This is a genomic window from Bradyrhizobium sp. LTSP857, from assembly GCF_000938285.1.
Lineage (GTDB): Bacteria > Pseudomonadota > Alphaproteobacteria > Rhizobiales > Xanthobacteraceae > Bradyrhizobium.
The window spans coordinates 121698-136814 of record NZ_JYMS01000020.1; the positions used below are offsets into that span (position 1 = coordinate 121698).

Here is a 15117-nt window from a genome sequence, read left to right on the forward strand (position 1 = left end):
AGAGGTTCCGATGCTTGCCGCCCAGTCCGAGGTCCAAATCGACAACGAAGAAGTCCGGGTGACCGAATGGCGGCTCGCCCCGGGCAGCGCCACCGGGCATCACACCCACGGGATGGACTACGTGATCGTTCCCGTGGCCGCCGGCGAAATGACCATCGTGGCGCCCAATGGTGAGCGCTCCAAGGCGCAGCTTGCGGCCGGAAAATCCTATTTTCGCAAGGCCGGCGTCCAGCATGATGTGCTTAACGAAACCTCAACCGAGATCGTGTTCCTTGAGATCGAGCTGAAGCCCTAGTTGAAGCCTTGCGTGACGCCTTGGGCTGACGTTACCAATTGCCATCGATCCGTCGCAGTTGATCCCTTACTATGCCTCAAAGTTCCCGCATCAGATCGCGCGGGGAGTGGCCGAGAAATGCTGAAATACATCGCTAAAATCTCGATGGATATCTTCCCCTCGGTGCTCGCCACGATCATCGGGGCCTACATCGTTAATCACTACATCAACGCCAGGCCGGCGGCGGATACGCCAGCCGCGTTGGTGGCGCCTGCCCAAGCCGGCAAGAACGGCAAGCCCGCCGATGTCGCCAACCTCCCGGCACCCGGCGTCAAGGCCAAAGGCATTTCCGAGAAGAACGTGACGGACAAGGCGGCGGTCGAGAAGCCTGCCGATAAGCCGGTCGACCAGCCGGGCGCTGAGACCAAGGCCGCGGACGTCAAGGCTGCGGACGTGGCACCGGCCGATGCCGCTCCCGCCAGCCCGCGCAGTCGGTCCTCGGCGCGTGAGAAAGCCGTCGCCAAGTCCACGCCAGCGTCCACCCCGGCCGTTACCGCTCCCGCCAGCGTTCCCGTGGTGGAGGCCAATTCGGCTCCGTCCGCCGCGCCTGCGGCCGCGAGCCCCGATGCCAACGATCTGGCGCGCGCCGCGATCGAGCGCCTGCGTAAGTTCCCTGAGAGCAAGGCGGCCGAGAAGCCGGCTGAAGCTGCGCCGCAGGAGGCCGCTCGCGCGCCCGAAGCGCCGCGTGCTCAGGACGCTCCGCGCGTCGTGACCGCGATGCCCTCGGCCGTGCGCCCGTTGCCGCCGCCGATCACGGTGTCGACCCCGTCTGTCGAGACGCCTGCGAACCCGCCTTACACGGCCTCGGTCGGCAATGACGACCCGAACCGGCTGACGCCGCCGGCCGATATTCCGGTCCCGGTGATTGCACCGCCGCTCGATCTGCGCGCTGACGCAGACGGACCCATGCCGCGGCCGAAGAAGACCAATGTCGCCGACGAGATGTTGTCCGGCGTCAAGTCGATGTTCCACGCCGTCCTGCCCAAGAGCGCGACCGCCGATTAAGACGGCGCCTGCATTGCACCAAATCTCTCAGCCGCCGACCCGGGCAAGACCGCTGCGGGCGGCATCGTCGCGTGGGCGAAGCGAGACTGCCTTGGTGTAGGACGCCGCCGCCTTGGTCTTGTCGCCCAGCCGCTCATAGGCCTGCCCCCGCGCCGTCCAGACCTGGGCGTTGTGCGGATCGGCTTCGGAGGCCTCATCAAGATCGGCTGCCGCCTCCTTGACCTTGCCGGTGGCGAGATAGCTGATCGCGCGGCCGAGCAGCGGTTCGGCCTTCTGGGGATTGAGCCCGCTCGCGGCGCCGAAATCGGCGATCGCGGAATCGTGGTCGTTGGTGCCCTGGTAGACCAAGGCGCGGCCATAGAGGGCCTGTGCATTGTAGGGATCAAGCGCGACGGCGCGATTGAACTCGTCGAGCGCCGCGGCGGTGTCCCCTGACTTTGCCAGGGTCTGGGCTTTGGCCGTGTGGATCTGTGCTTCGCTGACGTTCCCGGCGCTGACAGCGCTCTCGGCGGCGATCGGCTTGGCCTCTTCCCGTGGCTTGTCCTTCTCGGGCATCAGCGAGCTCATGTCGAAGGAGCAGCCGGACAATGCGATCGCCATCAACGCCAAAGCGAGCGGGCGTCGGCACGGTCGAGCTGACCGTGCAAAGCCGGGCTGGGGGAAAGGGTCGGCCATCTACGGTTCGCTCGCGCGCTGGTGCCGCATCTGTAGTGCCCCGTCCCAGAAAGGCACCGCTACAAAATAATAACGCGGGCCCAGGGCCCGCGTCATTGAAAACTAAACTCTTGGAAAACTCAGTGCTGCAGCTTCGGCAAAATCAGCGCGGACCGCGCGGACCTGCACCTGCGCCCGCACCCGGGCCGCCACGACCGCCGCGATCACCGCCCGGACCGGCGCCGAACACCGGCTTCGGCTTCATCGGCAGCAGGCCTTCGCGCTGGAGCTTCTTGCGGGCCAGCTTGCGCGCACGGCGCACGGCTTCGGCCTTTTCGCGGGCCTTCTTCTCAGAGGGCTTTTCGTAATGGCCGCGGAGCTTCATCTCGCGGAAAATGCCCTCGCGCTGCATCTTCTTCTTCAGCGCCTTGAGAGCTTGGTCGACATTGTTATCGCGAACGAGAACCTGCACGCGGCATCCTCTTCAGTGGATCGGATTTGAATTCTGGTAAGTCTAAGGGGATGGCTAAACGCCCGGCCCTTAACCTTGAGGGCGCGGATGTATCAGACAAAACCTGACATGTCCACCTGTGAGGCGGCCTTTCGGGCCAAGTTCAGCCATTAAATGGGGCGAAAACTCCCCTGTGCGGTCCTAATTTGGGTGATTTGGCGCCAAAAGACGGGCCGTTTTTCCGGAGGTTGATCCGGAGATCTTGAAATCAGGGGAGACGCCACATGGATATGAAGAAATATGCCGCCGAGGCCATCGGCACGTTCTGGCTCACATTCGCAGGCTGCGGCAGCGCGGTGATCGCGGCCGGCTTTCCGCAGGTCGGCATCGGCCTGGTCGGCGTGTCCCTGGCTTTCGGCTTAAGCGTCGTCACCATGGCTTACGCGATCGGCCACATCTCGGGCTGCCACCTCAACCCGGCGGTCACAGTCGGGCTTGCCGCCGGCGGGCGCTTTCCGGCAGGTCAGATCCTGCCTTACGTGATCGCGCAGGTCTGCGGTGCGATCGTGGCCGCCCAGCTGCTCTATGTGATCGCAAGCGGCGCCCCGGGTTTCGATGTCACCAAGGGCTTTGCCTCCAACGGCTATGACGCGCATTCGCCCGGCCAGTACAGCATGGTGGTGTGCTTCATTACCGAGGTGGTGATGACCATGATGTTCCTGTTCGTCATCATGGGCTCGACCCATGGCCGCGCGCCTGCGGGCTTTGCACCGCTCGCGATCGGGCTCGCGCTGGTGATGATCCATCTCGTCAGCATCCCCGTCACCAACACGTCGGTGAATCCGGCGCGCAGCACCGGACCCGCGCTGTTCGTCGGCGGCTGGGCGCTGGCGCAGCTCTGGCTGTTCTGGGTCGCGCCCTTGATCGGCGGCGCGCTGGGCGGGGTGATCTATCGCTGGCTCAGCGAGGAGCCCACGGGCGTCGTCGCGGGCGCGAAGACGGCATGATCGGCGAGCGGGATCGCGGCATTTGCCGCGGTCCCCTCACTTGCCCTTCGAAGGCCTGACTTCGGTGACATGACCCATCTTGCGGCCGGGGCGCGGTGCGCCTTTGCCGTAGATGTGCACGGTTGCGCCGGGCACGCTCAGCCATGTCTCGTAATCGTTGATCTCGTCACCGATCAGATTGGTCATGGTGACGATTTCGCCGTGGCGCACGGGCTTGCCGAGCGGCCAGCCGGCGATGGCGCGGATATGCTGCTCGAACTGCGAGACGGACGCGCCGTCGAGCGTCCAGTGGCCAGAATTATGCACGCGCGGTGCGATCTCGTTGACCAGCACCTTTGGTCCGGTGCCGTTGGCGAGCACGAACATCTCCACGGCCAGCACGCCGACATAATCGAGCGCAGTTGCGATCTTGCCGGCGATGCTGCGCGCCTCTTCGGCGAGCGCGTCCGGAATCTGCGCGGGCGCACGGGATATCTTCAGAATATGGTCGCGGTGCTCGTTCTCGGTGACGTCGAAGCATTCGACCTGGCCTGTGGCCGAGCGCGCGGCGATCACGGAGATCTCGCGCTCGAACGGCACGAAGGCTTCCAGGATCGCCGATTTGGTGGCGAGGCTGGTCCATACTTTCGCGATGTCGTCGCCCTCGCGGATGATGGCCTGGCCCTTGCCGTCATAGCCGAAGCGGCGGGTCTTCAGCACGGCGGGAAGGCCGATTTTAACGATCGCCTCGCGCAACGAAGCAACCGAGGTGACGTCAGCGTAGGCAGCAGTGCGGATGCCGAGCCGTGTCACAAAATCCTTTTCGGCGAGCCGGTCCTGGGTGGTCTCCAGGATCTTGCGATTGGGCAGCACCGGGCGGCGCGCGTCCAGCACCATCGCGGCGGCAGACGGCACGTTCTCGAATTCGTAGGTGATGACGTCGACGTCGTTGGCGAACAGCTCCAGCGCCTCGACATCGGCATATTCCGCGCAGGTCGCGTTCAGCACGACGTCGAAGGCCGGCGAATCCGGATCGGGCGAGAACACCTGGCAGCGCAGGCCGAGCCGTGCCGCGGCCATTGCCAGCATCCGGCCCAATTGGCCGCCGCCGAGGATTCCGATGGTGTCGCCGGGCTTCAGCTTCACCTGCTTCGAGTCAGTCACGCCTTATCCTCCGGGCGCTCGGCGACCGCCTCGGTCTGCGCCTTGCGCCAGGCGGCGAGGCGGTCGGACAGAGCCGGATCGGACAGCGCCAGTACGGCTGCTGCAAGCAGCGCCGCGTTGATCGCGCCGGCCTTGCCGATCGCCAGAGTGCCTACCGGGATGCCGGCTGGCATCTGGACGATCGAATAGAGCGAATCAATGCCCTTGAGCGTCCTGGATTCGACAGGCACGCCGAACACTGGCAGTTCCGTCAGTGCCGCGGCCATGCCGGGCAGATGCGCGGCGCCGCCGGCGCCGGCGATAATGACCTTGAAACCGGCCGCCTTGGCGCCCTTGGCGAAGGCAAACAGCCGGTCTGGGGTCCGGTGCGCCGAGACGATGCGGGATTCACAGGCGACGCCGAGCGCTGCAAGCGTGTCGGCGGCATGCCGCATGGTGTCCCAGTCCGACTGGCTTCCCATGATGATGGCGATCGGCGCTGTCATGTCGTCAATTGTGCTCGGGAAAACAGAAACATAGGCCAGATTAACGGTTCCGGCCGGCGGATCGCAAGGCGGTGGCAAGGAGAAGGGAATGGACTATCCTGTCTTGGTGAATCCCCGCAAGCCTTCATTGAGCAGGATGCCCATGAGGAAACCAAAAAGGGCGACCGCCGCGAAGGCCAAAAAGGGCCGGACGACCAGCGGGAGCCAATCCAAAGCTGCACCCAAGCGTTCCGCGCCGGCGCGGCGCCGCGCGTCCGCCGATGACGGCGGCAAGGAAGCGATCAAGGCGACCATCCGTGGCCTGCGGACCAAGCTCAAAGGGGCGCTGCGGCGCGTCTCGGAACTCGAAGCGGCGGCCGACACCGACTTCCTGCTGGACATTCCGAACCGGCGCGGTTTCGAGCGCGAGCTTCAGCGCGCCATCGCCTATATGAAACGCTACCGCGCCAGCGGCGCACTGATCGTGCTCGACGTCGACCGGTTGAAGCCGATCAACGATTCCTTTGGCCATGGCGCCGGCGATGAGGTGCTCAAAGCGATCGCGGCCACGCTGACGCGGCAGATCCGCGCCTCCGATGTGGTCGGCCGGCTCGGCGGCGACGAGTTTGCGCTGCTGTTGTGGAATCTCAGCGAGACCGATGCCAAGGCAAAAGCCGTGATCTTCGAGCAGGCGGTCGACGAATTGTCGTTCGTCTTTCGCGGCCAGCATGTGACGGCGGGCGCCTCTGCGGGTGTTGCGCTGCTCGGCCCGCAATCCGATGCAGCCCGCGCGCTGGAGGAGGCCGATGCTGCCATGTATGTGCGCAAGGCACACCGGCGGCACGAGCCGCGGATCAGGCTTGTGAGCAGTTGAACTTAGAGGGTGGCCAGATCTTCCGGCACGCTGCCGAATTTGCGTAGCAACGTTGCGTCGCCGAATTCGCCGGTCATAGGATCGCCGCTGCGGCTGAACGCGACCGCGCCGATGCAGCCGGCTCCGCGCGACAAAATCTCGGCGCGCCGCAGCGCGGCCGTTGAGGACTGACATTCCTCGGCCGCGCCGGCGACAGGCGATCCGTCGGCATCGATCAGAAAGGGCATTGCAACGTAATAGGTCACATCGGACATGGCGTTGCTCCAGGGATGGTGGAGTTAAGCGGCGCTGCTCCGCGCCTTGCTGCGTGAAGTCTCCGGAATGCAGCCGGCCGAGATCGCCGCCTGCAATTCCTCGAGCTCGGCTTCGAGATATTCGTTGGCCATGATCAGCGCCTTGATGGTGCTGCGCAGATTGCCGTCGCACATCGCGATGGCCTGATCGCAGGCCTGTTCATAGTGGCTGTTGTCGAAGAGGGCGGTTGCTGACATCTGCGTTTTCCTGGGCCGGTTGGGTCCAAATGTTCCCTCTTTGTTCTAGTTGAGTCAAGAGGATTCAAATGCCGCAGCTTGGTCGCGACGCAACGGCTGTGGATCAGGCGATGATGTCGGGTGTGATCTGGTCTTCGATGAAGGCGATACGGTCGCGCAACAACAGCTTGCGTTTCTTCAACCGCTGTAACCGCAACAGGTCGGGGGCGGGCGATTGATGCAGTGCATCGATCGCCGCATCGAGATCTCGGTGTTCCTGGTGCAACCGGGCGAGTTCGGTTTCGAGCTCGCGCTCGTCTTCATTGGTCATGTCTGCGGTGGCCGAAAACCGATAAGCTTGAGATTAAGGCTGTGGATGCCCTGTGGAAATTATCGTCCTTGCGCGTCGTGATCGCAAGCGATCTGGGTCGTCGGGTACCGTTCTCTCGCAAGATATTTCGGTGGATCGTTTAACACGGCTTGCGCAAGTGCATTGATATCATGGATTTTTCGCCGCGTGGTTCCTTACTCACGCTTCGTTACATATGAATTTTCAAAAATGACATTGCGACGACGGATACCCATCGACAGAACGAATCGGTGATGTACACTTCCTCGTCCGGATCGAATCCAAGGTTCACCCCTACCGAGGAGGTTTCGAATGACAATTCAGGCACATCTGGTTGAATTGGAACGGAAGCATAAGACTCTCGAAAACGAATTGCACGACGCTCTCGTGCACCTTTCAACAGACGACCTGCAAATTGTTGAGTTGAAGCGCCGGAAGTTGATGGTCAAGGACCAGATCGAGCGACTGAAGCACACCGGCGACACGCTTCACTAGTAACCCCCGTAACAGCGTAGAGTTTGATCGTACCCTTTCATGCAGGGATGGGAGCTCTTGCGCTCATCCCTGCTGTAAGTGCGCGTTGCGCAATCATCGTTGCGCGGCGTTTGCGGCGTTTAGAGTCCTGCGAGCTCGGCGACGTGGTCCGCGATCGCAAGCGACGACGTCAATCCCGGCGATTCGATGCCGAACAGATTGACCAGGCCCTCGACGCCGTGGTCGCGCGGACCCTGCATCAGAAAATCCTGCGTGGCGACAGCGGGCGGCACGATCTTCGGGCGAATGCCTGAATAGCTCGGCATCAGCGCGCCATCAGGCAGCGTCGGCCAGTATTTGCGGATCGCCGGATAGAAGCGCTCGGCGCGCGACGGATCGACCTCATAGTCGATCGTCTCGATCCACTCGACGTCGGGACCGAAACGCGCCTGACCCGCCATGTCCAGCGTCAGATGCACGCCGAGCCCGCCGGGCTCGGGCACCGGATAGATCAGGTGCGAGAACGGCGCTCTCGCGTTGCAACTGAAGTAATTGCCCTTGGCGAGATAGGCCGGTGGAATCCGATCCAGCGGCATGCCGTCGATGTGGCGCGCGACGGTCGTCGCCGAAAGCCCGGCGGCGTTGACGAGCAGGCTGCATTGCAGCGTCATCGGCGCTTCGCCGCCGGCGTCGATCTCGATGACGCCGCCCGCGACCTTGGCGCGGATCAGGGGCGTGTGAAACGCAAAAGCCGCGCCTGCCGCCTCGGCCTCGCCGCGCAGCGAGAGCATGTAGGCATGGCTGTCGATGATGCCCGTCGACGGCGAGAGCAGTGCGGCGTCGCAGGCAAGCGCCGGCTCCAGCGCGCGCGCGGCGTCCCCCGAGAGCAACTGCATGTCGAGCACGCCATTTGCCTCGGCATGCGCCTTGATCGATTGCAGCTTCTCGGTCTCTTTCGCGCTGGTCGCGACGATCAGCTTGCCGCAATTCTTGTGCGGGATACCGCGTTCGCCGCAATAGCGGTAGAGCGCGTGCTTGCCGCTGACGCACATGCGCGCCATCCAGCTCCCGGCGCGGTAGTAGATCCCGGCATGGATCACCTCGCTGTTGCGCGAGGAGGTGACGGTGCCGATGGCCTCGGCTTCTTCGAGCACGATCACCTCGTGCCCGGCCTGGGCAAGCTTCCGGGCCACCGCGAGCCCGACCACGCCGGCTCCGATGACGACGCTATCGACCCTATCCATGGTTGTGCAGAATTCTCGCTGAAGGTGCCGATGGAGCCGGTCTGCCCCGGAAACGCGCTTTGAAGCCGTTCTCCATTAACGAAGCGTTTATCATGTCAGGGCAATTGCCGTATTTCGGGACACATTTTTCTGTTGGGCGTACAGGCGTTTACCCGATCCAAACCCGTGAAGCCAGACAATCCGCAGTTGAAATCGCGGGTGGCTGATGGCTGAGAAGAACTGGCACGCTGGCAGCACTGTTCTGATTGCTGTGCAGGCCGTCGTGTGCCTGGGCGCCGCGATCACGCCCGCGCGCGCCTATGCGTTGTCCGAACAATTTGCCCCGAGCGCCTATCTGGACGGGCTCGATCCCAGCCTGGTCTGGGAAGGCCTGATCGGCGGCATTGTCGTGTGTTCGCTTCTGGCCGCTGTCGCGCTGTGGATTCATTCCGCGTTGCGCCGCGCCAAGCGGTCCCAGTTGCGGCGCAACGCTTTCGTCTCCTCCGCCATGAACAATCTCAACCAGGGCGTGATGATGACGGATGCGCAGCGGAGCATCATCTTCTGCAACGACCGCTATCTCGAGATCTACGGGCTGTCACGGTCGGATCTCTGGGCCAACATGAACGGCTATGACATCCTGGAGCTCCGGCGCAAGCGCGGGGTCATCGGTGGTGTCTCCAACGACGACTTTTACGAGAAGGCGGCAAGCCCCAACGGCCTGATCACCGAACTGCCGGACGGGCGGGCCATCATGGTGAAGCATTTCGTCCTGCCCAACGGCGGTTCGGTGACCACCCATCTTGACGTCAGCGAGCAGCGCAGGCTGTCGCGACAGCTCGCCTCCACCAAGCAGTTCCTGGAATCGGTGCTGGACAACGTGCCGGGCTGCGTCGCCGCCAAGACCATCGAGGATGGCCGTTACATCTTCGCCAACAGCGCCTATGAGCGCTTCTGGGGTTTCTCGCGGGACCATGCCGTCGGCAAGAACGCGCGGGAGCTGTTCCCGCTCGCCACGGCGGCGAGTATCGAGGCTGCCGACCGGTCTGCGCTCGTGGCGCCAGCCGGCCAGTATCGCAATGAATTCGAGGTCGAGCTCGGCGGGACGCGCCGCATGGTCGCCTCGATCCGGATCGTGGTCCGCAACGAAAGCAACCGGCCCGAATTTCTGCTGCTCCTGTTCGAGGACATCACCGATCGCCGCTCGCTCTCGCAGGAGCTCGAGAGCACCAAGAAATTCCTCGAGCTCGTGGTCGACAACATACCGGTGGCGCTGATCGTGGAGCAGGTCAAGGATGGCCGCTATCTGCTCGCCAATCGCAGCGCGGAGACGATCCTCAACCGCAGGCGCGAGGAAGCCACCGGATTGACCGCGTCCGACATCTTCAATCCCAAGGAAGCGAAACTGATCATCGCGCGCGACGAGGCCGCGATCAAGAAGCGCGGGATGGTCACCGAGGAGCATCCGATTTCCACCAAGGATGGGCTGCGACTGTTCCTCACCCGCCGCGCCACCGTGCTGAACGATGCCGGCGAGCCGCAATATCTGATCAAGACCCACGAGGACGTCACCGACCGGCGGCAGACCGAGTCGCGCATGGCGCACATGGCCTATCATGACGGCCTCACCGACCTGCCGAACCGCGCCGCCTTCCTGCAGGCCCTGACCCAGATGATCGAGGCGTGCGAGGGCACCGACGAGGAGTTCGCCGTCCTCTGCATCGATCTCGACGGGTTGAAGGAGGTCAATGACGTCTTCGGTCATGCGCTCGGCGACAAGCTCCTCGTTGAGGTGGCCCAGCGGCTCCAGGACGCCGCGCGCGGCGGCGTGGTGGCGCGCCTCTCCGGCGACGAGTTCGGCCTGATCATCGACGGCAAGCAGCCTGATGCGGGCCTCGCGCTGGCGCAGCAGCTTGGCGACGCCATCGCCCAGGAATTCCAGATCGACGGCCGCGCGGTTCGCGCCGGCGTCACCACCGGCATGTCGATCTTCCCGCATAATGGCGCCGACGGTGCCTCGCTGCTCGCCAATGCCGGTGCTGCCCTGTTCCGCGCCAAGCAGAAGTCGCGCGGCACGATCAGCCTCTACCAGCCGGAGATGGACCAGCAGATCCGCGACCGCCGCGTGCTGCATCAGGACCTCTCGAAGGCGATCAAGAATGGCGAGCTGTCGCTCGCGTTCCAGCCGCAGGGCATCGCGCGCCACAGCGTCGCCGAGAGCGAGATCATCGGCTTCGAGGCGCTGGCGCGCTGGGCGCATCCGGTGCGTGGCCAGGTCTCGCCGGCCGAATTCATCCCGATCGCGGAGGAAAGCGGCCTGATCGTCGAGATGGGCGAGTGGATTTTGCGCCAGGCCTGCCGCGAGGCGGCGTCGTGGCCGAAACCGCTCCAGGTCGCTGTCAATCTATCGCCGGCGCAATTCATGCACGGCGACCTGGTCGGGCTGGTGCATTCCATCCTGCTTGAGACCGGGCTTGCGCCCGGCCGGCTCGAGCTCGAAATCACCGAGGGCGTCCTGATCGAGGATTTCGATCGCGGCCTGGCGCTGCTGCGCCGGCTGAAGGCGCTCGGCGTGCGCATCTCCATGGACGATTTCGGCAGCGGCTACTCCTCGCTGAGCTATCTCCAGGCGTTCCCGTTCGACAAGATCAAGATCGACCGCGCCTTCATCATGAATCTTGGCCGCAACCCGCAATCGGCGGCGATCGTCTGCGCCGTGATCGATCTCGGCCACGGCCTGGAAATGTCGATCATCGCCGAGGGCGTCGAGACCGTCGAGCAGCTCACCTTCCTTGCCAAGGAAGGCTGCGACGGCGTGCAGGGCTATCTGCTCGGCAAGCCGCTGCCGATCGGGCAATATGCCGGCCTCGTCGGCCGTACCGAGGCCATGGAGCTTGCGCTCAAGACCGGCTAGAGCGTTTTCAAGCGAAGTGGATCCCGGTCCGCCTAAAGAAAACCCGTCAAAACAAGAATCTAGAGCCCCGTTCCGATTTCATCGGAATGGAAATGGCTCTAGTGATGGCGAGAGCTTATCTCGCTCCTTCTCGACGGCTTCATGGCGGATTACGACCTCGCGATTATCGGCGGCGGCCTGAACGGTGTCAGCCTCGCGCGCGATGCTGCGGGCCGCGGCCTCCGGGTGATTTTGGTCGAGCAGGGTGATCTCGGCGGTGCCGCTTCGTCGGCGACGCCGCGGTTGATCCACGGCGATCTGTCGGTGCTGGAGCGGCGCGGCTTCTGGCGCGTGCGCCGGGCGCTCTCCGAGCGCCGGACCTGGCTCCGGATCGCGCCGCATCTGGTCCGGCCGATGCGTTTCGTGATCCCCGCCCATTCCGACGAACGTCCGCCCTGGCTGCTGCGTGCCGGCCTGTTCGTCTATGACAGCCTCGCGAGCCGGAGCGGCCTGCCGGGATCGGCCACACTCGACATCACGCATCATCCGGTCGGCAATGCCCTGAAGCGTCCGTTCGGCATCGCCTTCGAATATGCCGACTGCGTCGTCGACGATTCCCGCCTGGTGGTGCTCACGGCGCTGGACGCCACTGAGCACGGCGCCGAGATCCGGACCGGGGCACGCTGCGTGCGCGCCGACAGGGCCGATATCTGGCGGCTAGCGGTGATCGATCGCGGTCATCGCCGGGTGATCACCACGCGCGCGCTGGCCAATGCCACCGGCGGCTGGACCTCGATGGTCGCGGACACCGTGCTTCGGCAGCCGCAACCCGCCATGGCGGCCATGCAGATGAGCCAGATCATCGTGCCGCGGCTGTTCGAATCTGACAACGTCTATGTCTTCCAGAACAATGATGGGCGGCTGATCTTCGCGAGCCCCTTCGAGCGCGACTTCACGCTGATCGGCACGATCACGCGTGCCTTTACAGGCGATCCCGCGATCGTGGCGATACCGGGTGCCGATGTCGGCTATCTCTGCGAGGCGGCGAGCCGTTATTTTCGCGAGCGCGTCGCGCCGACGGATGTGGTGAGGACGGTCTCCGGCGTCAACCTGACGCCGGCATCCGCGCGACGCGACGGGACAACGCTGTTCCACGCCCGACGGCGCAAGGCGCCGCTGCTCACGATGTTCGGCGGCGACGTCACCACATCGCGCCTGCGCGCGGAGTGGGCGGTAACGAAGCTGACGCCGTTCTATCCGATGTCGCCGCGCTGGACGGCAGGCGCGGCATTGCCCGGCGGAGATTTTGCCTGGGATCGTTTCGAGACCGAGGTCGACCTCGCGCGCGACCGTTGGCGCTTCCTCGCGGAGACGCAGGCCCAGCGGCTGGTCGCGGCCTATGGCTCGCGGCTATCGGCTGTGCTCGGCGAGGCGAAGACACGTGACGAGCTTGGCCCGGCCTTCGGCCCCGAGCTCACCGGCGCCGAGGTGCGTTATCTGATGAGCCACGAATGGGCGCGCTTTCCGGACGATATCCTGTGGCGCCGCTCCAAGCTCGGGTTGACGATGCCTGCGGCGGACCGCGACGCGCTGGCCGCGTTCATGGCGAATGTGATGTGAACGATCCGTCTCGAACCGGTTGAGCAAAGGCCGATCCGCCGCTAGCGTGCGGCGGCATTGGGGTTGGCAGGGAATATGGCTGGAGAGTTGCCTAAGACGGACGGCGCGGTCGATACGGCCGGCGGAGACGCGCATCCGGCGGCCGACCAGCCGCTGCTGCGCATCGAGGGTGTGGCGAAGACGTTTGGGACGTTCCGCGCGGTGGACGGCGTGTCGCTGGACATCAAGGCCGGCGAGTTCTTTGCGCTGTTGGGTCCGAGCGGTTGCGGCAAAACCACGCTGTTGCGCATGCTCGCCGGCTTCGAGGCGCCGGACGAGGGGCGCATCCTGCTCGGCGGCAAGGACATCGCACAGGCGCTGCCGCATGAGCGCCCGATCAACATGATGTTCCAGAACTATGCGCTGTTTCCGCATTTGTCAGTGCGCGACAACATCGCCTTCGGCCTGAAGCGCGCCGGGATGGCGCGCGTCGAAATCGCCACTCGCGTCGCGGAGATGGTCGCGCTGGTGAAGCTCGAAGGACTGGAGAGGCGCAAGCCGGACCAGCTCTCCGGCGGCCAGCGGCAGCGCGTCGCGCTGGCCCGTGCGCTGGCGCGCCGGCCACAGCTGCTGCTGCTCGACGAGCCGCTCGCAGCGCTGGACAAGAAGCTGCGCGAGAGCACGCAAGGCGAGCTGATGGAGCTCCAGCGCCGGCTCGGCATGACCTTCATCATCGTCACCCACGACCAGGAAGAGGCGATGACGATGGCAAGCCGGATCGGCGTGATGAACGCCGGCAAGCTTGCTCAGGTCGCAACTCCGCGCGAGCTCTACGAGGCGCCGCGCTCGCGCTGGATCGCGGAATTCGTCGGCGACATCAATTTGTTCGACGGCGAGTCCAAATTGCGCGACGGTCATCGTCTGGTCATTGGCACGCGTGATGCGGGTGCGCTGGTGGTGACCGAGCCGCGCGAGCCGGTCGGCGCGGGAAAATTTTCGGTCGCGATCCGCCCTGAGAAGGTCAAGCTGTCGCGCCGCGGCCCGGTGAGCGAGGCCGGTCATGAAACGGCGATCAACCGGCTGGAGGGCGTGGTCGCGGACATCTGCTATCTCGGCGGCACCACCACCTACAAGGTGAAGCTCGATTCCGGCGGGATGGTGCAGGCCTCGGTGGCCAATAGCGCGCGCCTCGATGTCGATGCCTATAGCGTGAACCAGCACGTCGTGGCCTGGTTCACGCCTGATGATTGCGTGGTGCTGCCGTCATGAGCGCGCGCCGCATCTTTGCCCGACCGGCGCGCTTCGCCGCGATCGCGCCTTATGTCTGGATGGTGCTGTTCTTCCTGGTGCCGTTCGGCTTCGTGCTGAAGATCAGCCTGTCGCAGACCGCGATCGCGCAGCCGCCTTACGAGCCGGTGTTCGACCTGACGGCGGGATGGACGGCGATCAGGGTGGCCTTTGCCGCGCTGTCTCTCGACAATTTCAGGCTGCTCGCCTCCGACGACATTTATGTGTTCGCCTATGTGCGCAGCCTGACCGTTGCTCTCACGGCGACCGCGCTGTTGCTCCTGATCGGCTACCCCATCGCATACGGCATGGCGCGATTGCCGACGCGCTGGCAGGCGGTGGCGATGGTGCTGGTCATCGTGCCGTTCTGGACCTCGTTCCTGATCCGCATCTATGCATGGATCAACATCCTCCAGCACGACGGCCTGCTCAACCAGATCCTGCTGGCGCTGCATCTGGTCATCCGACCGGTGGTGTGGCTCTCGACCGACAGCGCAATGTATCTCGGCATCGTCTATTCCTATCTGCCGTTCATGATCCTGCCGCTCTACGCCACGCTCGCCAAGATGGAGCCGGTGCTGGAGGAGGCGGCTTCCGATCTCGGTGCGCCGCCCTGGCAGGTGTTCTGGCTCGTGACTTTCCCGCTGTCGCTGCCTGGCGTCGGCGCCGGCGTGTTGCTCTGCTTTATCCCGATCGTCGGCGAGTTCGTGATCCCAGACCTTTTGGCCGGGTCCAATTCGCTGATGATCGGCCAGACGCTGTGGCTTGAATTCTTCACCAACAAGGATTGGCCTGTCGCTTCCGCAGCGGCGATCGTGCTGCTCGTGGTGCTGCTGTTGCCGCTCTTGCTCTACGAGCGGCTCCAGCGCCGGCAGCTGGAGGAGCGGTGA

17 protein-coding genes are annotated in these 15117 nt (G+C 64.4%); 9 read left to right on the plus strand and 8 right to left on the minus strand.

Annotated elements, in window-relative coordinates; translation table 11 throughout:
* Positions 1 to 10: 10 nt before the first annotated feature.
* Positions 11 to 295, plus strand: a complete 285-nt coding sequence (locus UP06_RS11835) for a cupin domain-containing protein (protein WP_045002748.1) — start codon at positions 11 to 13, stop codon at positions 293 to 295.
* 117 nt (positions 296 to 412) lie between these two features.
* Positions 413 to 1339 carry a hypothetical protein gene (locus UP06_RS11840; RefSeq protein WP_045002749.1) on the plus strand — a complete coding sequence of 309 codons (927 nt, stop codon included), beginning with the start codon at positions 413 to 415 and terminating at the stop codon, positions 1337 to 1339.
* A gap of 27 nt (positions 1340 to 1366) precedes the next feature.
* On the opposite strand, the gene UP06_RS11845 is transcribed toward UP06_RS11840, so the two are convergent.
* Complete coding sequence (locus UP06_RS11845) at positions 1367 to 2014, minus strand: tetratricopeptide repeat protein (RefSeq protein WP_045002750.1); 648 nt, start codon at positions 2012 to 2014, stop codon at positions 1367 to 1369.
* Between the two features lie 142 nt (positions 2015 to 2156).
* Positions 2157 to 2465 carry a 30S ribosomal protein S21 gene (gene rpsU / locus UP06_RS11850; protein WP_014439827.1) on the minus strand — a complete coding sequence of 103 codons (309 nt, stop codon included), beginning with the start codon at positions 2463 to 2465 and terminating at the stop codon, positions 2157 to 2159.
* A 263-nt stretch (positions 2466 to 2728) separates the two neighbouring features.
* Here rpsU and aqpZ point away from each other — a divergent pair, with 263 nt between their 5' ends.
* The gene (gene aqpZ / locus UP06_RS11855) at positions 2729 to 3451 is read left to right on the plus strand and encodes an aquaporin Z (RefSeq protein WP_045002751.1); all 723 of its coding nucleotides are present in this window, start codon (positions 2729 to 2731) and stop codon (positions 3449 to 3451) included.
* Positions 3452 to 3487: 36 nt separating this feature from the next.
* Here aqpZ and UP06_RS11860 read toward each other — a convergent pair whose 3' ends face one another.
* Both UP06_RS11860 and purE read right to left on the minus strand, forming a co-directional pair.
* Positions 3488 to 4594, minus strand: coding sequence for a 5-(carboxyamino)imidazole ribonucleotide synthase (locus UP06_RS11860; RefSeq protein ID WP_045002752.1), 1107 nt, complete (start codon positions 4592 to 4594; stop codon positions 3488 to 3490).
* Positions 4591 to 5079: a 5-(carboxyamino)imidazole ribonucleotide mutase gene (purE, locus tag UP06_RS11865; protein WP_045002753.1), complete on the minus strand. Its 489-nt coding sequence runs from the start codon at positions 5077 to 5079 to the stop codon at positions 4591 to 4593. The genes UP06_RS11860 and purE overlap by 4 nt, the downstream gene beginning before the upstream one ends.
* A 142-nt stretch (positions 5080 to 5221) precedes the next feature.
* On the opposite strand from purE, the gene UP06_RS11870 reads away from it, so the two are divergent.
* Complete coding sequence (locus tag UP06_RS11870) at positions 5222 to 5932, plus strand: GGDEF domain-containing protein (RefSeq protein WP_082081366.1); 711 nt, start codon at positions 5222 to 5224, stop codon at positions 5930 to 5932.
* Between the two features lie 2 nt (positions 5933 to 5934).
* Here the strand turns inward: UP06_RS11870 and UP06_RS11875 are convergent, their stop codons facing one another.
* From UP06_RS11875 to UP06_RS11885, 3 genes are all read right to left on the minus strand, one after another.
* Positions 5935 to 6186, minus strand: coding sequence for a hypothetical protein (locus UP06_RS11875; protein ID WP_045002755.1), 252 nt, complete (start codon positions 6184 to 6186; stop codon positions 5935 to 5937).
* 24 nt (positions 6187 to 6210) lie between these two features.
* Positions 6211 to 6423, minus strand: coding sequence for a hypothetical protein (locus tag UP06_RS11880; RefSeq protein WP_045002756.1), 213 nt, complete (start codon positions 6421 to 6423; stop codon positions 6211 to 6213).
* Positions 6424 to 6526: 103 nt separating this feature from the next.
* Positions 6527 to 6733, minus strand: a complete 207-nt coding sequence (locus tag UP06_RS11885) for a YdcH family protein (protein ID WP_045002757.1) — start codon at positions 6731 to 6733, stop codon at positions 6527 to 6529.
* Positions 6734 to 7063: 330 nt separating this feature from the next.
* Between UP06_RS11885 and UP06_RS11890 the strand changes: the two genes are divergently transcribed.
* Positions 7064 to 7246: a YdcH family protein gene (locus UP06_RS11890; protein WP_027532476.1), complete on the plus strand. Its 183-nt coding sequence runs from the start codon at positions 7064 to 7066 to the stop codon at positions 7244 to 7246.
* 119 nt (positions 7247 to 7365) lie between these two features.
* Here UP06_RS11890 and UP06_RS11895 read toward each other — a convergent pair whose 3' ends face one another.
* Complete coding sequence (locus UP06_RS11895; RefSeq protein ID WP_045002758.1) at positions 7366 to 8469, minus strand: NAD(P)/FAD-dependent oxidoreductase; 1104 nt, start codon at positions 8467 to 8469, stop codon at positions 7366 to 7368.
* A gap of 205 nt (positions 8470 to 8674) precedes the next feature.
* On the opposite strand from UP06_RS11895, the gene UP06_RS11900 reads away from it, so the two are divergent.
* The 4 genes from UP06_RS11900 to UP06_RS11915 all read left to right on the plus strand — a co-directional run bounded on the left by UP06_RS11900 (position 8675) and on the right by UP06_RS11915 (position 15117).
* Positions 8675 to 11362 carry a sensor domain-containing protein gene (locus UP06_RS11900; RefSeq protein WP_045002759.1) on the plus strand — a complete coding sequence of 896 codons (2688 nt, stop codon included), beginning with the start codon at positions 8675 to 8677 and terminating at the stop codon, positions 11360 to 11362.
* 141 nt (positions 11363 to 11503) lie between these two features.
* Positions 11504 to 12961: a glycerol-3-phosphate dehydrogenase gene (locus UP06_RS11905; RefSeq protein ID WP_045002760.1), complete on the plus strand. Its 1458-nt coding sequence runs from the start codon at positions 11504 to 11506 to the stop codon at positions 12959 to 12961.
* A gap of 75 nt (positions 12962 to 13036) precedes the next feature.
* Positions 13037 to 14209 carry an ABC transporter ATP-binding protein gene (locus UP06_RS11910; protein ID WP_045002761.1) on the plus strand — a complete coding sequence of 391 codons (1173 nt, stop codon included), beginning with the start codon at positions 13037 to 13039 and terminating at the stop codon, positions 14207 to 14209.
* A complete protein-coding gene (locus UP06_RS11915) occupies positions 14206 to 15117 on the plus strand; it encodes an ABC transporter permease (protein WP_045002762.1) in 912 nt (303 codons plus the stop codon). The genes UP06_RS11910 and UP06_RS11915 overlap by 4 nt, the downstream gene beginning before the upstream one ends.

What these genes read in the sequence shown, in the direction of transcription:
- UP06_RS11835 (WP_045002748.1), top strand. Translation starts at nt 11, where the DNA reads ATGCTTGCCGCCCAGTCCGAGGTCCAAATCGACAACGAAGAAGTCCGG.
- UP06_RS11840 (WP_045002749.1), top strand. Translation starts at nt 413, where the DNA reads ATGCTGAAATACATCGCTAAAATCTCGATGGATATCTTCCCCTCGGTG.
- UP06_RS11845 (WP_045002750.1), bottom strand. Translation starts at nt 2,014, where the DNA reads ATGGCCGACCCTTTCCCCCAGCCCGGCTTTGCACGGTCAGCTCGACCG.
- aqpZ (WP_045002751.1), top strand. Translation starts at nt 2,729, where the DNA reads ATGGATATGAAGAAATATGCCGCCGAGGCCATCGGCACGTTCTGGCTC.
- purE (WP_045002753.1), bottom strand. Translation starts at nt 5,079, where the DNA reads ATGACAGCGCCGATCGCCATCATCATGGGAAGCCAGTCGGACTGGGAC.
- UP06_RS11870 (WP_082081366.1), top strand. Translation starts at nt 5,222, where the DNA reads ATGAGGAAACCAAAAAGGGCGACCGCCGCGAAGGCCAAAAAGGGCCGG.
- UP06_RS11875 (WP_045002755.1), bottom strand. Translation starts at nt 6,186, where the DNA reads ATGTCCGATGTGACCTATTACGTTGCAATGCCCTTTCTGATCGATGCC.
- UP06_RS11880 (WP_045002756.1), bottom strand. Translation starts at nt 6,423, where the DNA reads ATGTCAGCAACCGCCCTCTTCGACAACAGCCACTATGAACAGGCCTGC.
- UP06_RS11885 (WP_045002757.1), bottom strand. Translation starts at nt 6,733, where the DNA reads ATGACCAATGAAGACGAGCGCGAGCTCGAAACCGAACTCGCCCGGTTG.
- UP06_RS11890 (WP_027532476.1), top strand. Translation starts at nt 7,064, where the DNA reads ATGACAATTCAGGCACATCTGGTTGAATTGGAACGGAAGCATAAGACT.
- UP06_RS11895 (WP_045002758.1), bottom strand. Translation starts at nt 8,469, where the DNA reads ATGGATAGGGTCGATAGCGTCGTCATCGGAGCCGGCGTGGTCGGGCTC.
- UP06_RS11900 (WP_045002759.1), top strand. Translation starts at nt 8,675, where the DNA reads ATGGCTGAGAAGAACTGGCACGCTGGCAGCACTGTTCTGATTGCTGTG.
- UP06_RS11905 (WP_045002760.1), top strand. Translation starts at nt 11,504, where the DNA reads ATGGCGGATTACGACCTCGCGATTATCGGCGGCGGCCTGAACGGTGTC.
- UP06_RS11910 (WP_045002761.1), top strand. Translation starts at nt 13,037, where the DNA reads ATGGCTGGAGAGTTGCCTAAGACGGACGGCGCGGTCGATACGGCCGGC.
- UP06_RS11915 (WP_045002762.1), top strand. Translation starts at nt 14,206, where the DNA reads ATGAGCGCGCGCCGCATCTTTGCCCGACCGGCGCGCTTCGCCGCGATC.